Here is a 22,538-nt window from a genome sequence, read left to right as displayed (position 1 = left end):
ATTTTATATTCATTTTAAAAAAGCTGTCTGAATTAATTTTTAGACAGCTTTTTGCTTTTTTAAGTAGATTATTTGTAAAGGTTTTATTTTTTTATCGACAGAAAGTTCATCAAAACCCAAAATGATGAAACAATTAAAAATCTTTATGCTTCCTTTAGTATTATTCTTTTTACAGAGTTGTATTCAAGATGATGTTATTAATGATAGGCAAGATGAAAACTTCAGTATTACAAATCCTATAGAAGAATTAACCGTTAGTGAAACTTACCAATACACTACAAAATACACCGATAACGTCGGGAAATTAGTTGACCTTCCTATAACATGGACTAGTTCTGATAATAATATTGCTACTGTTTCAGCATCTGGATTAGTTTCTGGTATTGCAGAAGGGCAAGTAACCATTACTGCATCTGTAGACACTGAGGAAGGAAAAACAATTACAGAAACTAATGATATAACAATAACAACTGCGCAAGTTGATAACAGTGGTAGTATTGAGGAAAAGTCAGGAACAATTGCAACGACTAGTAGTTATGTTTTAACTGGTACTTTTACTATTAAAGAGATTGAAGGAACTAACGATTTAGAACTGCGTATAAATGATGACTATAGAGCCTCAACTGCTTTGCCTGGGCTATACCTTTATTTAACAAACAATAAAAATACTGTAAACAATGCTAAAGAAATAGAAGCAGTATCGGTATTTAATGGAGCACATACCTATATTATAAGAGACACAGGAATTAATGACTTTTCACATCTTTTGTATTGGTGTAAACCTTTTGGTGTAAAAGTAGGTGACGCAGAAATTCAATAACAAAAACTAACAAAAATGAAAAAAGTTATTATAACGATCATATTTACCATTCTTTTAACGACAAATTCTTTTGCCCAATGGACAAAAGGTAAAGGAAATGGATACTATAAATTATCCGCATGGTATTTAAATTACGATCAACATTTTACAGATACAGGTGCTAAAGATCCTAATACTACCAGAACACAATTCAATACTAATATTTACGCTGAATACGGTATTATAGACAAACTTGATGTTATTGCCTATGTTCCATTTTTTTCATCTGTAAGTGAAAATAACGTAGTTTCTGGAACTACAGGTGATATTATTGAAAATGGAGAATCTTTAAGCTCTTTTGGAGACATTGATTTCGGGGTTAGATATGCTCTTTATAAAAAAGGAAAATGGGCTGCTGACATAAAACTTTTATTAGGTTTACCTACCGGAAACGAAACTGGTGGTACTGATGGAAGTTTTCAGACAGGAGATGGAGAATTTAATCAGTTTTTATCTTCGTCTTTAGGATACGCTACTTCTATTAATAATTTACCTTTTTACGCTAAATCTTATTTAGGATATAATAATCGTTCAGAAGGTTTTTCTGATGAATTTAGAACAGGTTTAGAAGCGGGTATTAACTTATTTGACACTAAATTTTGGTTAATTACACGTATAAATGTGGTTAAATCACTTAAAAATGGAACTTTAAATGCTATTAGTGGTAATGGTAGCATTTTTGCAAACAATATTGAATATAGTAGTTTTGGTTTTGAAGGAGCCTACTATATAACTAAAAAGCTAGGTGTTTCATTAAGTTTCGACTCCGCTTTCTCAGGAAGAATTATTGCAGCTAGTCCTTCTTTTTCAGGAGGTATATTCCTTGATATTAAGTAACAAATATCATTTCTTTTAAACAAGTAAATCACAATATGTAAACTTTTATTAATAAAGAACATATTGTGATTTTATGTTTTTAAAACACTTATTGCTAAATTTTATATTTTTCTCATTTTATCCATCAGCCAAAAATCAGCTAACACAAAAGCTGTTAAAGCTTCTACAACAGGAACAGCTCTTGGAACAACACAAGGATCATGACGTCCTTTACCATGAATTTCCGTAACTTCTCCCTCAGAATTTATCGTTGTTTGATTTTGCATAATAGTAGCCACTGGCTTAAATGCTACTCTAAAATACACATCCATTCCATTAGAAATACCTCCTTGAACTCCTCCTGATAAATTTGATTGAGTACTTCCATCAGCATTAAAAATGTCATTATGCTCAGATCCTTTCATTTTTGCACCACAGAAACCACTACCAAACTCAAATCCTTTTACTGCATTTATAGAAAGCATTGCTTTACCTAATTCTGCATGTAATTTATGAAAAATAGGCTCACCCAATCCTAAAGGTACATTTTGGGCCACACATGTAATGGTTCCACCAATCGTATCTCCTTGCTTTCTTATTTCTTGAATGCGAGCTATCATTTTATCCGCAGATGTTTCATCTGGACACCTCACAACATTACTCTCTATTTTTGAAAAATCTAAATCTTGATATGGTTTATCAATAAAAATATCACCAACAGATGAAGTAAACGCATTAATATTTATATGCTTAATTAACTGTTTAGCTAAAGCTCCTGCCACTACCCAATTTGCAGTTTCTCTCGCAGAAGTTCTTCCTCCTCCTCTATGATCTCTTATACCATATTTTTTATCATACGTATAATCTGCGTGTGAAGGACGATAGACATTCGTGTTATGATTATAGTCTTTACTTTTCTGATTTGTGTTTTTAATAACAAAACCAATTGACGTTCCTGTAGATTTACCTTCAAATATTCCTGATAAGAATTCAACTGTATCTTGCTCTTTTCTTTGTGTTACAATTTTAGATTGTCCAGGCTTACGTCTATCTAATTCTTTTTGAACCTCATCAAAATCAATCGAAACCCCTGCAGGAAAGCCATCAATTACTCCTCCAATAGTTACACCGTGAGATTCTCCAAAAGTTGTTAACCTTAAAATATTTCCTAAAGAATTAAACATATACTATAATTTTAAAACGAAGTTACATATTTACTAGAAAAACCGTCGTTGAAATGGAATAAAAATTAGCTTTATTTTTAAAAATCCCTTTATTAAATAAATTCCTTCATTAAATCGATATTTTTCTAAAACCACTAAAACACTAATAACAAAACACTTACTTTAACCCCAGAAAAAACTTTCAAAAAAAACACAAAAAAAACCTCTTTTTATTTTTCTAAATTAAAAAAGGTTTATATATTTGCAACCGCTAACGGGAAAACGATAGCACGACTGGTGAAATGGCAGAGTGGTCGAATGCGGTGGTCTTGAAAACCATTGACTGTAACAGGTCCGGGGGTTCGAATCCCTCTTTCACCGCAAAACCCTTGAAAATCGAAAGATTATCAAGGGTTTTCTTTTTGTATAAACGTAATTGATTCAGTAAATACAAAAAACTTAAACAACTTTAAACTAAATTTTAAAAGAGGTTTTTCCTGTAGACAAGATTAAAAAATAGCGTAAATTTAGAACAATAAGTAACTGAATATCTGACAAACTAATAACAATTAGACTACTAAAAAACCTAGTACTGAATATAATTATTTCCAACCTACAGTATTCTTGACTTATTAATTCTAAAAGTTTAATGAAAATTTTTAGAAAACAATTATTGGTAGCATTACTACAATGCTATTAGAGATTCCCCAATTTAATTACGGAAAACCTTCTTTACGAAGGTTTTCTTTTAAACAAAAAAATTAAAACATAAATATCATACTTAAAATGTGTTTAACTATATTTTGTATATTTAGCTCACCTTTTTAGCTACCAACAAAATTCATTATGAATTGGGGAATCTCTAGTAGCGAATAATTAGGTACAAGCCTTTCTTCGGAAAGGCTTATTTATTTAAAAATTTAACAATCGACAAAAAATCAAAAACAATCAATTCGTTTAACTTAAAAAAGATCTCATAGATTAAAACCATGAGATCTGATTAATTTTGAAACATTCATAAATCTAAGCCTATATATTAAGTGGGAGAGTTTCTAAAATTAATTTATTTGATAAACCATTAATTTCTTTTTTTCGTAACTTAGAATACTTTTCTAAAATAACTTTAAAAATATTAAACAAAAGATATAACAACACACTCGTTAGCCGATTAAAACACCTTTAACACCACTTTAAACACCTAAACAATTTACAATCTCAAATTATAAATATTTAAACAAAAAAAACCGAGCAATGCTCGGTTTTTTAATGATTTTTTGTTAGAAATTTGTCAGATAGATACTACTATTTTTGATCGATTACTCTAAATGTAGTTCTTCTGTTAGCTGCATGCTCACGCTCAGTACAAGAAACACCATCTGCACATCTGTTTGTTAATCTTGCTTCTCCGTAACCATTAGCAGTTAATTTACTTGGATTTATTCCTTTAGATACTAAATAGTTTACTACCGCTTGCGCTCTTCTTTCAGATAAAGATTGGTTACTAGTTTTAGAACCTCTTGCATCTGTATGAGATTCAATAGCTACCGCTACTCCGTCTTGTAAAATTGGTAATAAACGAGCATCAATAATTCTTTTTGCTCCTGAAGTTAATGTTGCACTACCTAAATTCCAGTTAATTGGTAAAGGTGTATTTTGAACTAATTTACACTCTACTTCTTTCCATGTTGTTAATCCTCCTTTAGAAACTAACACTTCTTTAGTTACAGTTTTAAACTTTGCATCTACAGTTACCTCTTCAGAACGTGCGTCACTATCTAAAACAGTCTTCTTAATTGTTCCGTATTTAGGATCTATTTTAACAGTTCTAGTAGTAGGTTCTGAAGCTACTACTGTTTTCTTTAACGTAGCTGTTACTTCTGGAATATCTATTTTTCTAGTAGACTCTGGTGCTGGAATTGTTTTCTTAAACACTTTAGTTACTTCTGGCACATCAAACTCTTGAGTAGTTGGTGGAGTTACCATTACTCTCTTTTTTACAACTTTTGTAATCGCAGGCACCTCTACCTCTCTTGTTGTAGGTGGTGTTACCATTACTGTTTTCTTGATAACTTTTGTTACTGCTGGTATTTCGATAATTCTTGTAGTTGCAGGCACATCTACTATTGTTCTCTTTACAGGTTCTTTAACCTCTGGAATTTCAATGGTTCTTGTAGTAGGAGGCGTAACCATTACTCTTTTCTTTACTACTTTAGTTACTGCTGGAATATCAAATGTTTTAGTTGATGGAGGAGTAACCATAACTCGTTTCTTAACAACTTTTGTTACCGCCGGGATATCAATTGTTTTAGTTGATGGTGGAGTTTTCATTACTCTTTTTACATAAGTAGCGTTTCCACAATCTTCTGAATTAGGCTCATTACATTCAGATGTTTTAATAAGAGAAGCATCGCTAGTTAAAACAGTTTTATCTAATGTGGTAAATTGCGCTGGCACCTCTCTATAACACCAATAACGACAATCATTAGGATCTGAAGACGTACAATCAGGAGCTCTTTCACTCATTTGCCATTTTGCAGATTTAGCTCTTACTTCAATTACTTCGTTATCTTTTGAAAAAGATGCTGGCACAACCTTAAGTCTGTTACCATATTCTCTCTTTTTATAAGACACTACTTCTGTACCATAAGTAGCAGGTACTACCTCTAAACGCTTGCTTGCCTCTTTTACCGTTACAACAACATCACGCATTTCGTACTTTGCAGGTACTACCTCAACACGCTTACTTGCTTCTTTAACAGTAATTACTACATCACGCATTTCATATTTAGCAGGTACAACTTCTAAACGTTTACTAGCCTCTTTAACAATTACCTCTTCAGTTATTGTTTTCATTTTAGCAGGCACTACTTCTAAACGCTTACTTGCTTCTTTTACTGTTACAACAACATCTTGTTGCTCGTATTTAGCAGGAACTGATATTAATTTTTTGAAACCTTCTTTTACTACTACTTCAACATTACGCATTTCATATTTTGGAGGAACTGCTTTTAAACGCTTAGAAGATTCTTCTATTACTACTGTTAAATTCTCAAAAGAAGGTTTTCCAATAGTTTTCTCTAAACGCTCACTTGCTTCTTTGGTAACAACAGTAAAGTTTTCTGTTGTGAATTTAGTAGGCACCACTACTAGCTTCTCTCCACCTTCATCTACTAATACTCGTTCTGTTACTGTTTTGTACTTTGCAGGATATGCTACTATTCTTTTATATGCTGGTGCAACTTCAATAGTTACATCCTCATTTTTCCAAACTTCAGGGGTTTTACAACGAACATAACATTTTCCTGGTTCTGCATTGGTTGGTAAATCTTGAGCATTTACCACAACTCCGATAGCTAGAAAAGCACCAGATAGTATGAGTTTCTTCATAATGAATTAAATTTGTTTATTTTTATTACTTAGCTCTTATTTGTGACACTTACTAGAGGGAATAAGTCACTTCCTAACAAATATAACGAAAAAAAACAAATGTTAAAACCCTGTTAAAGAATTTTATAATTTATTAAAGTAAAGGCTTTTAACTATACCATCAGACAATCCAATTTTAGGCACAAAAATTCTTCTGGCACCACTCCATTTCATGGCTGATAAGTAAATTTTTGTTGCAGGTACAATTACATCTGCCCTATCCGGATTCAATCCTAAGTCAGAAATTCTTTCTTGATAAGACATTTTTTTCAGGTACTCTAATTGTGCATTTAAATACACATAAGAAATAGGTCTGCCTGCATCTAAACCAGACATTTTAAAAATCTTGTTTATGTTTCCACCAGATCCTATTAAAGATATTCTTTTGTAGTCTTTAGTGTTTTCTATTATCCACTTTTCAACTTTAGCAAATATTTTTTTATTCTTCTCTTTGGTATTATTAATTAACCTAACAGTACCTATTTTAAAAGATTTTGAGTTAATTATCTGTCCTCTTGAAAAAACAGTTAACTCAGTACTTCCTCCTCCAACATCTACATATAAATAAGTTTCATCTGAATTTATTAAGTATTTTAAATCTGTAGATGAAATAATTGCAGCTTCTTTAGCTCCGTTGATAATATCAATTTCAATACCAGCTTTTTCTAGAACTTTTTTCACCACCTTATCTCCGTTAGATGCTTCTCGCATAGCAGATGTAGCACAAGCCTTATAACGTTCAACACCATGCACTTTCATTAATAACTTAAAAGCTTTCATGGCATCAACCATTCTTTCAATATTAAACTTAGAAATTTCTCCTGTAACAAAAGCATCTCCTCCTAAACGAATAGGCACCCTAACTAAAGCTGATTTTTTAAACTTCGGTTCCTTTCCTTTTTCTTCAATTACATTCGCTACTAATAATCTTACTGCATTTGAACCTATATCTATGGCTCCGTATTTCTTAATTTTCAAAAGAGAGTTTTTTTACTTGTGATACTTTGGAAATTCTACTAAAATCGTATTTCCTTTCTTAATATCTTTCCAATATTTTTCTTTAAATTCTATTCCTACAACACCACATGTAGAAACATGTGCAATGGGCTTACTTCCGAATTTATTTACAAATGTGTTAATTCCATGATCATGACTAAATATAATAGCACTGTCAAAACTATCGTCTAAGGCTTTTACCGTTTTAACTAAATACCCATCACTAAAACTATATAATTGCTTACTTATTTTAAGATTCGCCATTGGATAGCTAAAATTTTCGCAGAAAATGATACCAGTATGCAATGCTCTGTTTGCACTACTTGATATAAAAACATCTGGACGAGAAATGGTTTTTGCTAAAAATTTTGAAAGTAAATGCGCATCGTTAATACCTCTTTCTTTTAAAGGTCTATCGTGATCTTTTACGCTATCGTATTTCCACGACGATTTAGCATGACGAACTATGTATATTGTTTTCATTGATTTAAACAAAGAGTTTTCAAATATAGCATTACGGAGCTAAACGTTCAAGTTTCCAAGAAAAATCTTTTTCTAGTTGATACCTAACTCTATCATGCATTCTATTAGGTCTACCTTGCCAAAACTCAATAGAAACTGGCTTTGCAATATATCCACCCCAATGTTTTGGTCTTACAACTTCTTTCTCCTCATACTCTTCCTCTTTTGCTTTTAAAGCATCTTCTAAAATGACTCTACTTGCTACTACTTCACTTTGATTAGAAGCCCAAGCTCCTAATCTACTTCCTTTAGGTCTTGAGTTAAAATAAGTATCAGAAACCTCTTCTGTAACTTTTGCTACTTGTCCTTTTATAATTATTTGGCGCTCTAAACTTGGCCAGAAAAAAGACAAACAAACATTTGGGTTGTTTGCTATTGCTTTTCCTTTTTCTGAATTATAATTGGTATAAAAAATAAAACCTTCATTACTGAACTGCTTTAATAACACTACTCTATTTTTTGGGAAACCATCCAAACCAATTGTAGAAATATTCATTGCATTGGCTTCTTCAACTGTTTCTGAAGCATCAGCAAATGCAAACCAGTTTTCAAACAATGTTATTGGATTATCTGGACATTTATCTTCTACTAATTCAAACTTCTCGTAAGACTTTCTGTAATCACTTAAATCTTGATTCATTATCGCTCATAATTTAACTCTGTAAAAATAAGACTTATCTTCGCAATAATGAAACCTAAAACACCTTCAAATATTACAATTGCTAAAATTGTTAAGGCTATTCAATTTATAGAAGATAACCTTAATCAAAAATTGATTTTAGAAGAAATTGCTAAACGTGCGAACTTTTCTAATTTTCATTTTCATCGTTTATTCTCAATTGTAACCAAAGAAACTGTAAACGGTTTTATTACTAGAAAAAGATTAGAAAGAGCTGCTGGTTTCTTAATTAGAAACAATGATATATCGATTACTGAAATTGCTGAAATGGTAGGATACACAAATCTATCATCTTTCTCTAGAGGCTTTAAAAAATTTTACGGTATGAGTCCTTTACAATTCAGAGAACTCAGTCCTCAAAAATTTAGCAAGATTTGTAAAACAGAAAGCAAGAATGGTCAAATAAAGGTAAATTTTGAAGAATACATTTGTAACCTACAAGAATCAATAAACTGGATACAAATGAATGCTTTAAATATTACTGTAAAAAAACTACCTGAATTTTCATTAGGATATGTACATCACAAAGGAAAAATAGATGACATAGGTATTGCTTATCATCAATTAATTAAATGGGCTACTCCATTAGGTTTGCTAAACACACCTAATTTACAAATGATGACTATTTACCATGATAGTCCAAAAATATCAGATCCTAATAATATTGGTATGAGTGCTTGCATCGTTTTAAAGGAACTAATAAAATCTAACGGTATTGTTAACTCTAAAACTTTTATACCTGGTAAATGTATTGTAAGCCGATTTGAAATAAAACCATCAGAATTTCAACAGGCTTGGGAATCTAATTTTGTTTGGATGTCAGAAAATGGGTATCAGAAAAGTGAAATAGATCCTTTTGAAATTTTTCACAACAATGCAGAAAACCATCCTGAAGGTAAATTTATTGTCGATTTATGTATCCCTGTTGCATAAATTACAGACTTACTTTTTAGTATTTAGTTACTTTTTTAAAGTCGCTTAGAATAAAAAATCAATTCAACTTACTTTTTTAACAACTCAGTAATTCTTTTTATTAAAAAAGAGAGAACTGTTTCATTTTTGAAGTGTTAAATCAAATCAATATGAAACCGAAACTTATTTTACTTACACTTTTATACACTGTATTAACTTTTAGTCAAACAACTGTTTCTGGAAAAGTTACTGATGCAAAAGGACAACCTTTAGAAGGTGTAAATATTTATTTAGACGGAACCTATGACGGTACCTCTAGTAATGCTAATGGAGAATTTAATTTTTCTACATCTGAAAAAGGATCTCAAACACTTATAGCTTCTTTCATTTCTTTTGAAAGCTTTATAAAAACAGACGATGTAACTAAATTTAAAAACTTAACAATAAAACTACATGAAGATGTAAACACATTAGATGCAGTAGTTATTAATGCTGGAAGTTTTGATGCTGGCGAAAAAGCAAGAGCTGTAGCTTTAAAACCTTTAGATATTGTAACAACAGCCAGCGCTTTAGGTGATGTTGCTGGAGCTTTGCAAACCTTACCAGGAACCTCTGCTAACGAAGAAGATGGTCGGTTATTTGTAAGAGGTGGTGATGCTGAAGAAACTCAAATTTTCATTGATGGAATACGTGTGTTTTCTCCTTTTTTACCAACAACAAATAACTTACCTACACGTGGAAGGTTTTCTCCTTTCTTATTTAAAGGCATGACATTTTCAATTGGTGGTTACTCTGCTGAATACGGACAAGCATTATCTGGTGTTTTAGCTTTAAATACTGTTGATGAGCCTACCGAAGAAAAAACAGAATTACAATTTATGACTGTTGGTTTAGGAGCTGGAAATACGCAAATATGGGGAAAAAACTCATTTAGCATCAACACTTCTTATGTTAATCTTGCACCTTACTTATGGGCTTTCCCTGATAAAAATGAATGGTTATCTCCTTATGAAACCGCTAGCGGTGAAATGGTATACAGATATAGAACAAACAATGACGGATTACTAAAACTATACGGTGCTTACAGCTATTCTAACTTCGATCTTATTCAAGATGATATTAATTTTGATGATGGTTTTCGCTTTGCTCTAAAAAACACCAATCTTTATTTTAATGGTTCGTACAAACAACGAATTGGTAATGGATGGTCTGTTTCTGGTGGATTAGGATATACTCATGATAATTCTAAAACTAATATTGAACAGGATAATGTAAATGGTACAGAAAACTCGGCTCATTTTAAAGTAAAACTTAAAAAGCGTTTTTCTAGTCGATTAAAATTAAGTTTTGGAGGAGAATATTTCTTAACTGATTTCAACGAAACATTTAATCAGTTTCCTTCCAATTCTTTTTCTTATGGTTTCAATAATAATATTGCTGCTGCTTTTACTGAAGCTGATATCTTCTTCTCAAAAAAATTAGGAGCAAAAGCTGGTGTTAGACTTGAAAAAAGTGAGTTTACCGATGAATTAACTGTATCTCCTAGAATATCTTTAGCGTATAAAAGTGGTAAAAATTCACAGTTTTCTTTTGCATATGGACAGTTTTATCAAAACCCTAAAAACGAGTATTTAAAATTTGCTGATAATTTAACTTCTGAAAACACCTCTCATTATATTTTAAATTATCAATATGTAAACAACAAACAAATATTCAGAACAGAAGCTTTTTACAAGCCTTATAACAATTTAGTAAAATATAACGATCAATTCCCGACGCCTTCAACTAATTTTTCTAACACAGGTAAAGGTTTTGCTAAAGGTATTGAAGGTTTTTGGAGAGATGGTAAAACTTTTAAAAATTTAGAATATTGGGTTTCTTATTCTTTTTTGGATACAGAAAGAGATTATAAAAATTATCCTACAAAGGCTCGTCCTAATTTTGCTTCTAAACATAATTTATCTGTGGTTGGTAAATACTGGATGGACTCTTGGAAAACTCAACTAGGACTTTCTTATAGCTTTGCTTCTGGAAGAACATATACCAATCCTAATCTTAGTGGATTTTTAAATCAAGAAACTAAAAACTACAATACCGTTAGTTTTAACGCTGCTTATTTAATTTCTCAACAAAAGATTTTATACTTTTCGATTAATAATGTGTTAGGAACAGAAAATGTTTTTGGATATAATTACAAAAATACTCCAAACACCAACGGATTTTACGAAAGACAAGCTATTACACCAAATGCAAATCGTTTCTTTTTTATTGGTTTCTTTTGGACTATTAGCGATAATAAAAACGATAATCAACTGGATAACTTATAGTTTCCCTACTTTAAGTTTCCTTAAAAACTAAAAATGAAAAGCATAAATAATTACCAAAATGCATTTCAGTAACAAAAAACAACAATTCGGTAAGAATTTTGATAATAAACACACAAAACATTCGATATTTGAATAACTAAAAACAAAAAACTATGGTACGAATTTTTCAAATCTTGGCAATATTAATTTTAACTACAATATCATCGTTTGCACAAAACAATCATACACTAACAATAGAGTTTTCTGGAATGGATACTGACACTGGTAATGTATTTGTAGGTATACATAATAAAGAAGCAGATTTTCTAAAAAAGCGTTTTAAAGAAGCTGTTGTTGTAGTTAAAAACAACAAAGCGACAGCTGTTTTTGAAAATCTTCCAGAAGGAGAATACGCTGTATCTGCTTTTCATGATGAAAATGACAACAAGAAAATGGATACTAAGATTTTTGGGATTCCAAAAGAACCAATCGGTGTTTCAAACAACGCAAAAGGTTTTATGGGACCTCCTAAATATAAAGATGCAAAATTTACGCTTGATAAAGATCTTACTTTAAAAATTGAAATGGATTAATACTTTCAACATTCAAATAAATACATTCTATTATTTCTGAAAAGAATTTGAATATACTTTTCTAAAAACACTTACTCACTTCTTAATTATATACTCATGAAAAATGTTATTACTTTTTTGATGCTTCTTGTTATGCTTACAAGTTTCGCTCAATCTAAATACGATAAAGGAATGCAAAAAGCCTTTGATCTTTGGAAAAACAACAAAACTACTGAAGCTTCTCAGCTATTTGAACGAATTTCTAATGTTGAAAAAGAGAACTGGCTACCTCCATATTATGTAGCTACCATAGAAATATTAACCAGCTTTGGATTAAAAGACGCTGCAACTTTAAATGCTAAATTGAAAAAAGCACAAGAATTTTTAGATATGGCTGCTACCAATTCAGAAAATAACCCTGAAATTATGATTACTCAAGCTTTATTAAATACAGCTTATATTTCTTTTGATGGTCAAAAATACGGAATGACACTATCGGGTAAAAATAATGCGCTATACCAACAAGCTTTAAAAACAGCACCTAAAAATCCAAGAGTTATTTTAAGTAAAGCGGAATGGGATATGGGAACTGCTAAATTCTTTGGACAATCTATAGAACCTTACTGTAAAGACGTTGAAAAAACAATTCCTTTATTTGAAAAAGAAACATTACCTAAATACTATCCAAGAGGTGGAGTTGATAGAGCTAAAGAAATTTTGAAAAAGTGTAACCTTAAATAATAAAAAAACTAGTCTAAAACCTCAATAAAACCACCTTTTTCACCAGGGTGGTTTTTTGATATATACTGAAGAATAACACTTCTAAAAAAAAGAGATAGTCCCTTTTTGTTTTACCGTAAATTACCTAAGTCTCTTTCTTCTCGTTCTGAATAATTTTACTACTATTAATTAAAAAACCAAACAAAATGGATACTATCAAAAAATTTGACAAAGTTTCAGAAACAATTCCTAACATTATGGATCTTAGACCTGTATTTATTGAATATGAAAACAGGAAATCTCATCAGAAAAGGGTAGAATTAATTGATTTCAAAAGAAATAAAGAATTAGATTTTAAACTATTTGAACCAGGAACTATTACAGCTCTTGTATTCAGAAAAAACAAAGAAACCAAAGAAAGGATAAAGGAATTATTAAAGGAAAATAAAATTGAACATTTAATTGAATTTCTTTTTAAAAGTTATGAAAAAAGAGAAATAAGACCACTTAAAGATGGTGTAAAAGCTTTAGTTAAAAGTGATGTTTTTGGAGAGTTATCGTACAATTCGAAAATTTTAGCAAGCAATATTTTTATTCCAGATGATATGGAAGTCGCTATTGTTCCTTTTCCATACAATGGAGGTAATATTAACGAGAAAGAATTTCAACTAGCAGAATTTTACAAAGACAAAAAAACGGAACTGGATGCTATTATTATAAAATCTACTCCTAAGTTAAGTAAACATGAAAAAGAAGCCTTGAAACTGATTCCTTCAGATATGACCGATATTAATATTGGAAAAGCAGCTCTATGTTATGCCATTACAGCAGTTGGTGTGGTTTGGACAGTTTTGGCTGCTACTAGTTTTTGCCCAGGAATGCAGAATGACTTTAATGTTTCTCTTTCTGAAAAAATGATAGATAAACTTGGTCCAATTGCAAGCGCAAAAGAATTATTAAGATTAAGAAGAGAATACATTGAAGCTGCAATCAATTAAAAATCAAGTTATATGATGTTATTTGAATTTTTAATTATTGCTTTTTTTAGTAGTTGGCTAATCGCATCTATTCTAGTTCAGTTTATGCCTAGCAAAGAAAATTCTTTAAGGAAATACGATCCCTTAAACCTACTTCCTAAATGGAGTTTCTTTGCACCTTTTCCAGCAACTTCCAATCTTGTTTTGTTATACAGAACCTCTAAATCAGATAACCAATTTTCTGTATGGTGTGAAACAAAACTACCACAACAAAGAAAGTGGTATAACTTTATTTGGAATCCGTTAAAAAGAAATAGAAAAGCTTTATTTGATATTGCTGCAATACTTGCCAACTCTAAAAAGAAAGATCATAATTCTATAATGATCAGCACTCCTTACCTATTATTATTGGAGTTTTTAACATCAGAATCTTTACGTTTCCATCCAGAAGCGTCTCAAATTCAGTTCATGATAACTTCTAGTTATCATGAACATTTGAAAAAAGATCCTAGGCTCATATTTCTATCTAATATTCACAGAATTTAAATCAATGTTACCTCAAGATACACTCATTCAAATAATGGATACTATTATTTTAGTAACCGTGTTATTAATAAATATTGAGTTTTTTACTCAAAAAAAACTTTATTCTAGTGAAGGTCTATTAAACTGGCAAATATTAAAATACCATCGAAATAGCTATCACAATTCCTTTACAAGAAGTATTACATCATTTATACTTAAGAAAAAAATAGCCTATTTTAATTTTCTTAGTATTTGTGTATGTACGTTATTACTTTCCGGATTCATTAACTCTTCCTTGGTAATAAGCTTGTTAAAAGCTAGTCTTTTAATCATACTCTTTTTAATTTACTTCCGATCTCCTTATGGTCAAGATGGAGCAGACCAAGCAATTATGATACTTTTGATTGCTAGTATTTTTATTTCTGCTTTTAACAAACCTCACATAACCAAACTTATTCTATGGTTTCTTACCATGCAGATTTGTTTGTCTTACTTTACAGCTGGATATTTCAAATTAATTTCAAAAGATTGGAGAAATGGAGAACATCTAAAAGGAATACTTTTTACTGAAATATATGGTAATGTTCATATGGCTTTAAACTTTAATAAAACTACTTTTAAAATACTATCGATAGTTGTTATTGGCTTCGAAGTATTATTTCCTTTGATATTAATTATGCCTAATAGTTATGTCATTATCTTTTTAGCAATTGGTTTTACCTTTCATTTAGCAAATGCTTTTATCATGGGACTAAACACTTTTTTATTATCCTTTTCAGCTTTTTATCCAGCAGTCTTATATTGTTTATATTAAAAAAGACTCGTTTAAAACGAGTCTTTTTAATTTATTTTTTGATAATTAATGTATCTAGTTTCATTTCTTTTTGAAGCCACTTTTTTATTTCTACCTCTTTCTTGGCAATGTAATCTTTCTTCAACTTATTACTCCAAACAATACTTGCCTCAGGAAACGTATCTATTTTAATAAAATCTTTTGTAGATAGTACTTTAGAAAAACGAATCTCTTTAATTTCACTAAAACGTATTTTAGCATCTTTTGCTATAGAACTAAATGGTATACTTCTACTATCTGCATGTTCAATCTCTGAATTTAAATTGGAGATCGTCGTTTTTAATTCCTCAATATCTTTTTGTAATCCTTCAATTACATAATCTTTCTGATCTAAATTAGCATAGGCTCTTTCTAAAGACCTTGAAATATCATCTACACTTCTCGATTTATTTCCAACTACATCAACTTTAAAGTCTCCTATTTTCTGATAATCTTTTACTCTATTCTTTAAATTGGTTACAATTGCCTCTGGAATTTCTCCGTTAAAACGTAAAGTAATTACCTTATGCTCATCATCTCTTTTATGTCTTAACAACCATAAATCTTTGTTACTTTCTACTTCATTGTCTAAAAACTTCTTATAATTAGCTTCAATAACGGTTTCATTATATACATTTATAAAAGTTTTTACTGCAGGAACCATTACCAATAAAGCTACTACAGACGCTATACGAGCAATTCGCTTTCTTTTAGCAGAATTCACATAACGCATCATTGTAAAACCTAATAACTTTAAAACTATAAAAGTTGCCAAGGCTATGAAAATTGCATTAATGGTAAACAAATACATTGCTCCGAAAAAATAATCGAAATTACCTATTGCTAATCCATAACCAGCAGTACAAAGTGGCGGCATTAATGCTGTTGCAATTGCCACACCAAATATTACCGAAGCAATGGTTCCTTTTTTAGTTCTGGCAATAATTAATGCTAAACCACCAAAGAAAGCAATCAATACATCTCGAATATCTGGTTTAACACGCCCCATTAATTCTGAGGTTTCTTCTCTTAATGGAAATAGAAAGAAAAATAAGAATGCTGTTAACAAACTCAACACAATCATTGTTGCCAAGTTTATCATCGATTTTTTTAAGGTATCAATATCATTAATAGCCAAAGACATTCCAATACCTAAAATAGGTCCCATTAAGGGAGATATTAACATGGCTCCGATTACAACTGCAGTAGAATTTGCATTTAATCCAATAGATGCTACAAATATTGAACAGATTAAAATCCAAGCTGTAGCTCCTTTAAATGGCACATCGCTTTTTATGGCCTCAATAGTTGCCTCTTGATCCGTATCGTGCCTAAAATCTAAAAGTTCAGTTAAAAAAATTTTAATACTCTGAAACAAACCTTTAGCATCTTGTTTTAATGCTTCTTTAGATTTGTCTATTGTTTCTTCTTGCTTATTTTCATCCATAAATTAATCAGTTATTTTTTGCCGAAAGATACGAAAAGATCAGATAATCTTTGAAAGAACTACCAATCTACTCTAATACACCTATTTATATAATTTCATTTATCGACGAAAAATATTCATCTACACTAATTTACCGTTAATCTAAACTAAACCACTTTTAAATCTATTAAAAACTTACTCAATCTACATTTTTTATACTTTTATAATGAAATTAAACTTATTACATTAAATATGAAAAAATTAAACATCCTATTTGTAGATGATGACGAGGTAGAAAGAATGAAATTTTCTCGTGTTTGTAAGAAAAGTGATCATCATCTGAGCGTTACAGAGGCTAAAAACGGAGAAGAAGCTCTTAATAAATTAAAAAACACTTCTTTATCTCAATTGATTTTCTTAGATTTAAACATGCCAAAAATGAACGGAATTGAATTTTTGGAAATTTTAAAGTCTGATGAGCAATTGAAATATATACCAATTATAATATTAACAAGCTCTGACAATAATAAAGACTTAAAAAAGTGTTACGAGTTAGGTATTGCTGGTTATATTGTAAAACCTGTTCGTTACGAAGAATATATTAATCACATTTCAAAAACACTAGACTATTGGACTAGTAACGAATTAGTTAGCCAAATCATATGAAAGGAATCGTTTTTACAGAATTTTTAGACTTAGTAGAACAGAAGTTTGGTTTAGAAACTGTACAACAAATTATAGATCAATCTGATCTCGAATCTAATGGTGTTTACACCTCTGTAGGAACATATAAGTTTACCGAAATGGTATCATTATTAACCAATTTAAGTGACATTACTAAAATTGCACCTAATGATCTATTAAAGGTTTATGGTACACATTTTTTTAAAGCACTAGCCGATAATTATGGATCGATTTTAAATACTTATAAATCTCCTTTAGAATTATTAGCTTCTGTTGATGAGCATATACATGTTGAAGTAAGAAAATTGTATCCAGATGCAGAATTACCCCGTTTTGAAATTACTGAACAAAAAGATAATAAACTGACAATGATCTATTACTCGTCAAGAGCTTTATATGCTTTTGCACACGGATTAATGGAAAAAAGTTTCGAACACTACAATCAAGATTCTGAAATTAGCTATAAGCTTTTAGAAGAAGATGGAACAGTTGTGCAATTCGAAATTACTAAAAAATGAGTCAGTCCAAAATAGAACTTTTAGAAAAAGCTTTAAAACGAGAACGATTTGCCAGAAAAGAGGCTGAGAAAATTTTAGAAGAAAAATCGTTAGAAATTTATCAGATAAACCAGAACCTTGTTTCTGTTTTAAATGAAAAAGAAATTCAGCTAGAAAGTTTATTCAAAACCATTGTTGATCCATACATATTAATGGATTTGTACGGTAACGTCGTTAAAATGAACGATGCTGCCGTTAGTTTTTTTGGTTATAATGTAGAAAAAGAATCCTTCAATGTTACTACTACACTATACAAAGATGACTATGAGTATGCTATGGAATCTTATAGCAAACTTTTAGAAAAAGGTGTTTTCAGAAATTTTAGAGCCAGAGTTTATAATAAAAAAAGAGAACTTAGATGGATCGAAATTAACTCTAGTTTAGTTTTTGATAACAACAACGAAGCAAGATTTGCGCATGGTATTGTTAGAGATATTACCGAAAAGTTAAAAGCTGAACAAGAAAGAGAAGAACTTCTAAAACATCTTACCATTAGCAATAAAGAGCTGAATGATTTTGCACATGTCGTATCTCACGATTTAAAAGCTCCTTTGAGAAGTATGAATGCCCTTTTAACATGGCTACAAGAAGATATTGCTGAATTAGGCGAACATGAAGATATTCAACAAAACCTACACATGCTTATTGTAAAAATTGATAAAATGGATCACTTAATTAGTGGTATTTTAAAATATGCGAGTGTAGATAAAGTGGAAAGACCTAATGCAGAAGTCGATTTAGATAATGTTATTCATGGAATTACTCAAACAATTCATGTACCTAAACATGTAACTGTTGAAATACCTCAAAAACTTCCGATAGTTAGAGGTGATAAATTTAGACTTCATCAATTATTTCAAAATTTAATCAGCAATGCTATTAAATATGCAAACCCAACAGAAGGAAAGGTTACCATCTCTTGTATAGACAAAAATGAAAATTGGGAATTTGGTGTACACGACAACGGCATTGGTATAGAAGAAAAATACCACAAAAAAATATTTGAGGTTTTTCAAACTCTCGATGATGAAAACAGCTCCACTGGAGTTGGATTATCTATTGTAAAAAAGATTATTTCTTTATATGGTGGTGATGTTTGGGTTACTTCTACTATTGGAGAAGGAACAACCTTCCATGTATCACTTCCAAAGTAATTTCAATTATCAGTTACCATTTTTTTGGTAGCACAAGAATTATTAAGTAGTTGTTACTTTATATCATCTTAGTTTATATAAGTTAAATTTTTAGTTCTTTATACTCATACCTTCAAACCTGCTATCTAAATAAAATTCAATACCTCAACTAAAAATCGACAATAACACCTATTCTAGGCAAAGCTCTCCCCTGACCTGTATTGTCTATTTCTTCTAAAATATAGCGAGTTGGATCTGTAGGATCAATTCCATTTGGAAGTAATAAAGGCGCTCTTGCATTACTAGTTGCATACACATTCTGAACATCTAAATACAAGTTAATTGAAAATCGTTTTAAAAACCATGTTTTATCTACTCTAAAATCTAACTGTGTATACAAATCTAAACGTTCACTATTCAATCTAGTATAATCCGGAATTCCTCCATTTACCACATCATAACGTTCTATAATTGCTGAAGCTTCATAATCGTTTGGAGTAAAAGGTCTACCCCCTACTAATCGAAACTTTGTTCCAATCTCCCAATTCTTCCTTAGCTTTTTTCCTCCTGTAAAAGTCAATAAATGACGATTATCCCAAGTTGAAGGTATAAATTGATTATTCACATCTTTGAATTCACTTCTAACAAATGTGTATGCTAAAATTCCATAAATACCATCATATGATTTTTTCTGAGCTAAAAACTCAAATCCATAAGCCCTTCCTTCATTATTTGAAACCACTGCTTCACTTCCAACTACTCCAAAATCTGCTCCTAAATTTGCCAAACTTATTTGATCTCTTAAAGAAAAAGGATAATTTCCATACTGTTTGTAAAATCCTTCCAGAGTAATTTTACTCGTTTTTTCAGGTCTAAACTCTAAACCACCAACAGTATGTAGCGCAGAAATATATTTTAAATTTGGTTGATTCACCAATGCATTGTTATTATCTCTAAACCCTAACATTGTATACGCAGGTAATTGATAATATTTAGCTACAGATGAATTTGCATACCATTTATCTGCTAATTTTAAAGAAGCTGCAATACGAGGAGAAAACTGATTTAGTGGATTCTCCATGTGCTCATTATAGGTATTTCCATCAGTTCTTAAACCTAATGACAACTGTAACCTATTAGAGAAAAACTTTTTAGAAGCTTGTGCAAACATTCCATAACTATAGATTGAAAATTCAGAACTAAAATTAACTATTTGATTACCGTTTAAATTAGCAATTCTTTCAAAAGTACTATTCTGATACGTTGACTGCTGTAAGGCTATCCCTAGATTTAATTTTATTCCGTTTTCAAAACGAGTATCATTTTCAAATCGAAACTTATTTTCTATTTCTTTAGATTGATAATTGTTTAAAAGGTCAGCTGGTAGATTTGTATTGTCTTTATACTTTACAATATCATTTTTCCACTCATTTCTACTTAACACATAAGTTTGTTTACTATTTCCTTCATAATGCTTGTAAGAAGCTCCTACAGTATAATTCCATTGTGTTTGTATTGGAATTACATTTAAGAAATATGTATTTCTTTTAATGGTTTCCTCATCTGTTTCCCCATCATTCACATTTAAATTAATTTCAAAATCATCAATTGCAGCCAAACCAAAAATAGACAACTCATCACGATCAGATAATTTAGACTTAAAATTCAACTGAAAATCATTGTATGTTGGTAAAAAAGTTAGTTTTAATAATTTGAATAAAGGTTTTAAATAGGACTGGCGTGCTGATACAATTACCGAAGTATTTTTAGACAAGGGTCCTTGTAAAGTAATTCCAGCGTCAGAAGTACCTAAACTTGCTCTCCCTTCAAACTTCTCTTGATTTCCTACCTTTTGTGTAAACTCAATCACAGAACTTAAAGAGTTCCCTCTATTGGCAGGAAAAGCACTTGAATAAAAGTCTACGTTACGAATCAAATCTGTATTAATCATCCCCACAGGACCTCCAGAAGCCCCTTGTGTTTGAAAATGATTGATAACTGGTACTTCAATACCATCTACATAAAATTTGTTTTCTGAAGTCGCTCCTCCTCGAATAATGATATCATTTCTAAAACCTGGATTTGAAGCCACACCTGGAAAAGATTGTATTACTTTTAAAATATCTCTATTACCTCCTGGGTTTTTCTCTATTTCTTCTACTCCTAAACTTTGTAATGAAACTGGACTTTCTGCTCTTCTTTTAAACAATGATGATGACACTACTATTTCATCTAAAGAAGACGATACTTCAGAAAGCTCAATAGTAATATAAGGTGATTTTTCTTTAGTTACTAAATATGTAGATGTAGTTACTGTTTCATACCCTACAAAAGATGCGCTTACTTTCACATAACCCAACGACACATTTTTAATTTCAAACTCTCCATTATCATTAGTTGTAGCTCCTTTCTTAGTACCTTCAATAACGACATTCACAAAAGGTAATTTTTCTCTTGATTGCTTATCTATCACTTTTCCTTTTACTATCCCTATTTCTTGAGAAAAGGAACTGCACACTGAAAATAAAATTAAAACTAAAGAAATTACTTTTTTCATCGATATCACTGTTTTACACAAAGATACATTTTGTTTAACAAAAATAAAATATCGATAAACGAATAAAAAAACACTTAATATATGTAGTAATTAGTTATACACTTTGATAAAATATAATTTTTAATACCAAAAATAAATGTATGAAGAGTGGGGAGAGCAGGATTCGAACCTGCGAAGTCGAAAGACAACGGAGTTACAGTCCGTCCCATTTGGCCGCTCTGGAATCTCCCCTTAGTTAGTTATTTTAAATAAAAAAGCTTCCCTATTGAGAAGCTTAAAATTGTGACCGGGCTGGGGCTCGAACCCAGGACCCTCTCCTTAAAAGGGAGATGCTCTACCAACTGAGCTACCCGGTCATTTTTCATTAGCGGTTGCAAATGTATAAATATTTTTTGATTCACACAAAAAAATATTTTGTTCAATTAAAACACAATATTATTCAACAAAAAAAACCAGACAAAGAAAAAACGCTTAACATCTGTAGTAGTTAGTTAAACGTTTTAATAATATACAATTTATAATCCCCAAAATAAATGTATAAAGAGTGGGGAGAGCAGGATTCGAACCTGCGAAGTCGAAAGACAACGGAGTTACAGTCCGTCCCATTTGGCCGCTCTGGAATCTCCCCTTAGTTAGTTATTTCAAAAAAAAGCCTCCCTGTTGAGAAGCTTAAAAATTGTGACCGGGCTGGGGCTCGAACCCAGGACCCTCTCCTTAAAAGGGAGATGCTCTACCAACTGAGCTACCCGGTCATTTTTCCTTAGCGGTTGCAAATATATAAAGGTTTTCTGTTTCCACAAAACTTTTTCTAAGTTATTTTTCAAATAAAAAACCAAACATTTATTTATCAGTATTTTAAATTTGAAATATTTTTTA

19 protein-coding genes and 5 tRNA genes are annotated in these 22,538 nt (G+C 30.8%); 13 read left to right on the top strand and 11 right to left on the bottom strand.

Annotated elements, in window-relative coordinates:
* Positions 1-124 precede the first annotated feature (124 nt).
* Both EYW44_RS06995 and EYW44_RS06990 read left to right on the top strand, forming a co-directional pair.
* A complete protein-coding gene (locus EYW44_RS06995; RefSeq protein ID WP_165872177.1) occupies positions 125-820 on the top strand; it encodes an Ig-like domain-containing protein in 696 nt (231 codons plus the stop codon).
* A gap of 15 nt (positions 821-835) precedes the next feature.
* Positions 836-1,696 (top strand): hypothetical protein, encoded by an 861-nt coding sequence (locus tag EYW44_RS06990; protein WP_132722952.1) that lies wholly within the window; start codon positions 836-838, stop codon positions 1,694-1,696.
* A 101-nt stretch (positions 1,697-1,797) separates the two neighbouring features.
* Here the strand turns inward: EYW44_RS06990 and aroC are convergent, their stop codons facing one another.
* Positions 1,798-2,859 carry a chorismate synthase gene (gene aroC, locus EYW44_RS06985; RefSeq protein WP_132722951.1) on the bottom strand — a complete coding sequence of 354 codons (1,062 nt, stop codon included), beginning with the start codon at positions 2,857-2,859 and terminating at the stop codon, positions 1,798-1,800.
* Positions 2,860-3,134: 275 nt separating this feature from the next.
* Between aroC and EYW44_RS06980 the strand changes: the two genes are divergently transcribed.
* Positions 3,135-3,219: transfer RNA gene (locus EYW44_RS06980), tRNA-Ser, on the top strand.
* A 921-nt stretch (positions 3,220-4,140) separates the two neighbouring features.
* Here the strand turns inward: EYW44_RS06980 and EYW44_RS06975 are convergent.
* The 4 genes from EYW44_RS06975 to pdxH all read right to left on the bottom strand — a co-directional run bounded on the left by EYW44_RS06975 (position 4,141) and on the right by pdxH (position 8,422).
* The gene (locus tag EYW44_RS06975; RefSeq protein WP_132722950.1) at positions 4,141-6,225 is read right to left on the bottom strand and encodes an OmpA family protein; all 2,085 of its coding nucleotides are present in this window, start codon (positions 6,223-6,225) and stop codon (positions 4,141-4,143) included.
* A gap of 123 nt (positions 6,226-6,348) precedes the next feature.
* Positions 6,349-7,242 carry a Ppx/GppA phosphatase family protein gene (locus EYW44_RS06970; RefSeq protein ID WP_132722949.1) on the bottom strand — a complete coding sequence of 298 codons (894 nt, stop codon included), beginning with the start codon at positions 7,240-7,242 and terminating at the stop codon, positions 6,349-6,351.
* 12 nt (positions 7,243-7,254) lie between these two features.
* Positions 7,255-7,743 carry a SixA phosphatase family protein gene (locus tag EYW44_RS06965; protein ID WP_132722948.1) on the bottom strand — a complete coding sequence of 163 codons (489 nt, stop codon included), beginning with the start codon at positions 7,741-7,743 and terminating at the stop codon, positions 7,255-7,257.
* A 31-nt stretch (positions 7,744-7,774) separates the two neighbouring features.
* On the bottom strand, positions 7,775-8,422 hold the full coding sequence (pdxH, locus tag EYW44_RS06960; protein ID WP_132722947.1) for a pyridoxamine 5'-phosphate oxidase: 648 nt from the start codon (positions 8,420-8,422) through the stop codon (positions 7,775-7,777).
* Positions 8,423-8,470: 48 nt separating this feature from the next.
* Between pdxH and EYW44_RS06955 the strand changes: the two genes are divergently transcribed.
* From EYW44_RS06955 to EYW44_RS06925, 7 genes are all read left to right on the top strand, one after another.
* Positions 8,471-9,394, top strand: coding sequence for an AraC family transcriptional regulator (locus EYW44_RS06955; RefSeq protein ID WP_132722946.1), 924 nt, complete (start codon positions 8,471-8,473; stop codon positions 9,392-9,394).
* 149 nt (positions 9,395-9,543) lie between these two features.
* Positions 9,544-11,700 carry a TonB-dependent receptor gene (locus EYW44_RS06950; protein ID WP_132722945.1) on the top strand — a complete coding sequence of 719 codons (2,157 nt, stop codon included), beginning with the start codon at positions 9,544-9,546 and terminating at the stop codon, positions 11,698-11,700.
* A 152-nt stretch (positions 11,701-11,852) separates the two neighbouring features.
* Positions 11,853-12,272, top strand: a complete 420-nt coding sequence (locus EYW44_RS06945) for a DUF2141 domain-containing protein (protein ID WP_132722944.1) — start codon at positions 11,853-11,855, stop codon at positions 12,270-12,272.
* 96 nt (positions 12,273-12,368) lie between these two features.
* Positions 12,369-12,992, top strand: a complete 624-nt coding sequence (locus EYW44_RS06940) for a hypothetical protein (RefSeq protein WP_132722943.1) — start codon at positions 12,369-12,371, stop codon at positions 12,990-12,992.
* A 185-nt stretch (positions 12,993-13,177) separates the two neighbouring features.
* Entirely contained in the window at positions 13,178-13,969 is a 792-nt protein-coding gene (locus EYW44_RS06935) for a hypothetical protein (protein WP_132722942.1), read from the top strand.
* Between the two features lie 12 nt (positions 13,970-13,981).
* Positions 13,982-14,494, top strand: a complete 513-nt coding sequence (locus EYW44_RS06930) for a hypothetical protein (protein WP_132722941.1) — start codon at positions 13,982-13,984, stop codon at positions 14,492-14,494.
* Positions 14,495-14,528: 34 nt separating this feature from the next.
* On the top strand, positions 14,529-15,287 hold the full coding sequence (locus tag EYW44_RS06925; RefSeq protein ID WP_132722940.1) for a hypothetical protein: 759 nt from the start codon (positions 14,529-14,531) through the stop codon (positions 15,285-15,287).
* A 31-nt stretch (positions 15,288-15,318) separates the two neighbouring features.
* Here the strand turns inward: EYW44_RS06925 and EYW44_RS06920 are convergent, their stop codons facing one another.
* Complete coding sequence (locus tag EYW44_RS06920; protein ID WP_132722939.1) at positions 15,319-16,752, bottom strand: DUF389 domain-containing protein; 1,434 nt, start codon at positions 16,750-16,752, stop codon at positions 15,319-15,321.
* A 231-nt stretch (positions 16,753-16,983) separates the two neighbouring features.
* Between EYW44_RS06920 and EYW44_RS06915 the strand changes: the two genes are divergently transcribed.
* From EYW44_RS06915 to EYW44_RS06905, 3 genes are read left to right on the top strand one after another with little or no spacing between them, the layout of a single operon-like run.
* Positions 16,984-17,397, top strand: coding sequence for a response regulator (locus tag EYW44_RS06915; RefSeq protein ID WP_132722938.1), 414 nt, complete (start codon positions 16,984-16,986; stop codon positions 17,395-17,397).
* Positions 17,394-17,933, top strand: a complete 540-nt coding sequence (locus tag EYW44_RS06910; protein ID WP_132722937.1) for a heme NO-binding domain-containing protein — start codon at positions 17,394-17,396, stop codon at positions 17,931-17,933. Before EYW44_RS06915 ends, EYW44_RS06910 begins: the two co-directional genes overlap by 4 nt.
* Positions 17,930-19,126 (top strand): sensor histidine kinase, encoded by a 1,197-nt coding sequence (locus EYW44_RS06905; RefSeq protein ID WP_132722936.1) that lies wholly within the window; start codon positions 17,930-17,932, stop codon positions 19,124-19,126. Before EYW44_RS06910 ends, EYW44_RS06905 begins: the two co-directional genes overlap by 4 nt.
* Positions 19,127-19,274: 148 nt before the next feature.
* On the opposite strand, the gene EYW44_RS06900 is transcribed toward EYW44_RS06905, so the two are convergent.
* The 5 genes from EYW44_RS06900 to EYW44_RS06880 all read right to left on the bottom strand — a co-directional run bounded on the left by EYW44_RS06900 (position 19,275) and on the right by EYW44_RS06880 (position 22,414).
* On the bottom strand, positions 19,275-21,662 hold the full coding sequence (locus EYW44_RS06900; RefSeq protein WP_132722935.1) for a TonB-dependent receptor: 2,388 nt from the start codon (positions 21,660-21,662) through the stop codon (positions 19,275-19,277).
* 148 nt (positions 21,663-21,810) lie between these two features.
* Positions 21,811-21,893 (bottom strand) — tRNA-Tyr (locus EYW44_RS06895).
* 52 nt (positions 21,894-21,945) lie between these two features.
* Positions 21,946-22,018 (bottom strand) — tRNA-Lys (locus EYW44_RS06890).
* 189 nt (positions 22,019-22,207) lie between these two features.
* Positions 22,208-22,290, bottom strand: a tRNA-Tyr gene (locus tag EYW44_RS06885).
* A gap of 51 nt (positions 22,291-22,341) precedes the next feature.
* Positions 22,342-22,414: transfer RNA gene (locus tag EYW44_RS06880), tRNA-Lys, on the bottom strand.
* Positions 22,415-22,538: the final 124 nt, after the last annotated feature.

It is taken from the genome of Tenacibaculum sp. M341, from assembly GCF_004337695.1.
Classification (GTDB): Bacteria; Bacteroidota; Bacteroidia; order Flavobacteriales; family Flavobacteriaceae; genus Polaribacter.
The sequence above is the reverse complement of the archived record's forward strand: the minus strand, read 5'-3'. Positions and strand labels throughout refer to the sequence as shown.

Bases quoted from the DNA above. Each gene is read 5' to 3' on its own strand.
- EYW44_RS06950 (WP_132722945.1), top strand. From the start codon at position 9,544: ATGAAACCGAAACTTATTTTACTTACACTTTTATACACTGTATTAACT.
- EYW44_RS06940 (WP_132722943.1), top strand. From the start codon at position 12,369: ATGAAAAATGTTATTACTTTTTTGATGCTTCTTGTTATGCTTACAAGT.
- EYW44_RS06920 (WP_132722939.1), bottom strand. From the start codon at position 16,752: ATGGATGAAAATAAGCAAGAAGAAACAATAGACAAATCTAAAGAAGCA.
- EYW44_RS06945 (WP_132722944.1), top strand. From the start codon at position 11,853: ATGGTACGAATTTTTCAAATCTTGGCAATATTAATTTTAACTACAATA.
- EYW44_RS06910 (WP_132722937.1), top strand. From the start codon at position 17,394: ATGAAAGGAATCGTTTTTACAGAATTTTTAGACTTAGTAGAACAGAAG.
- EYW44_RS06955 (WP_132722946.1), top strand. From the start codon at position 8,471: ATGAAACCTAAAACACCTTCAAATATTACAATTGCTAAAATTGTTAAG.
- EYW44_RS06930 (WP_132722941.1), top strand. From the start codon at position 13,982: ATGATGTTATTTGAATTTTTAATTATTGCTTTTTTTAGTAGTTGGCTA.
- EYW44_RS06900 (WP_132722935.1), bottom strand. From the start codon at position 21,662: ATGAAAAAAGTAATTTCTTTAGTTTTAATTTTATTTTCAGTGTGCAGT.
- EYW44_RS06995 (WP_165872177.1), top strand. From the start codon at position 125: ATGAAACAATTAAAAATCTTTATGCTTCCTTTAGTATTATTCTTTTTA.
- aroC (WP_132722951.1), bottom strand. From the start codon at position 2,859: ATGTTTAATTCTTTAGGAAATATTTTAAGGTTAACAACTTTTGGAGAA.
- EYW44_RS06905 (WP_132722936.1), top strand. From the start codon at position 17,930: ATGAGTCAGTCCAAAATAGAACTTTTAGAAAAAGCTTTAAAACGAGAA.
- EYW44_RS06935 (WP_132722942.1), top strand. From the start codon at position 13,178: ATGGATACTATCAAAAAATTTGACAAAGTTTCAGAAACAATTCCTAAC.
- EYW44_RS06925 (WP_132722940.1), top strand. From the start codon at position 14,529: ATGGATACTATTATTTTAGTAACCGTGTTATTAATAAATATTGAGTTT.
- EYW44_RS06965 (WP_132722948.1), bottom strand. From the start codon at position 7,743: ATGAAAACAATATACATAGTTCGTCATGCTAAATCGTCGTGGAAATAC.
- EYW44_RS06975 (WP_132722950.1), bottom strand. From the start codon at position 6,225: ATGAAGAAACTCATACTATCTGGTGCTTTTCTAGCTATCGGAGTTGTG.
- EYW44_RS06915 (WP_132722938.1), top strand. From the start codon at position 16,984: ATGAAAAAATTAAACATCCTATTTGTAGATGATGACGAGGTAGAAAGA.
- EYW44_RS06990 (WP_132722952.1), top strand. From the start codon at position 836: ATGAAAAAAGTTATTATAACGATCATATTTACCATTCTTTTAACGACA.
- pdxH (WP_132722947.1), bottom strand. From the start codon at position 8,422: ATGAATCAAGATTTAAGTGATTACAGAAAGTCTTACGAGAAGTTTGAA.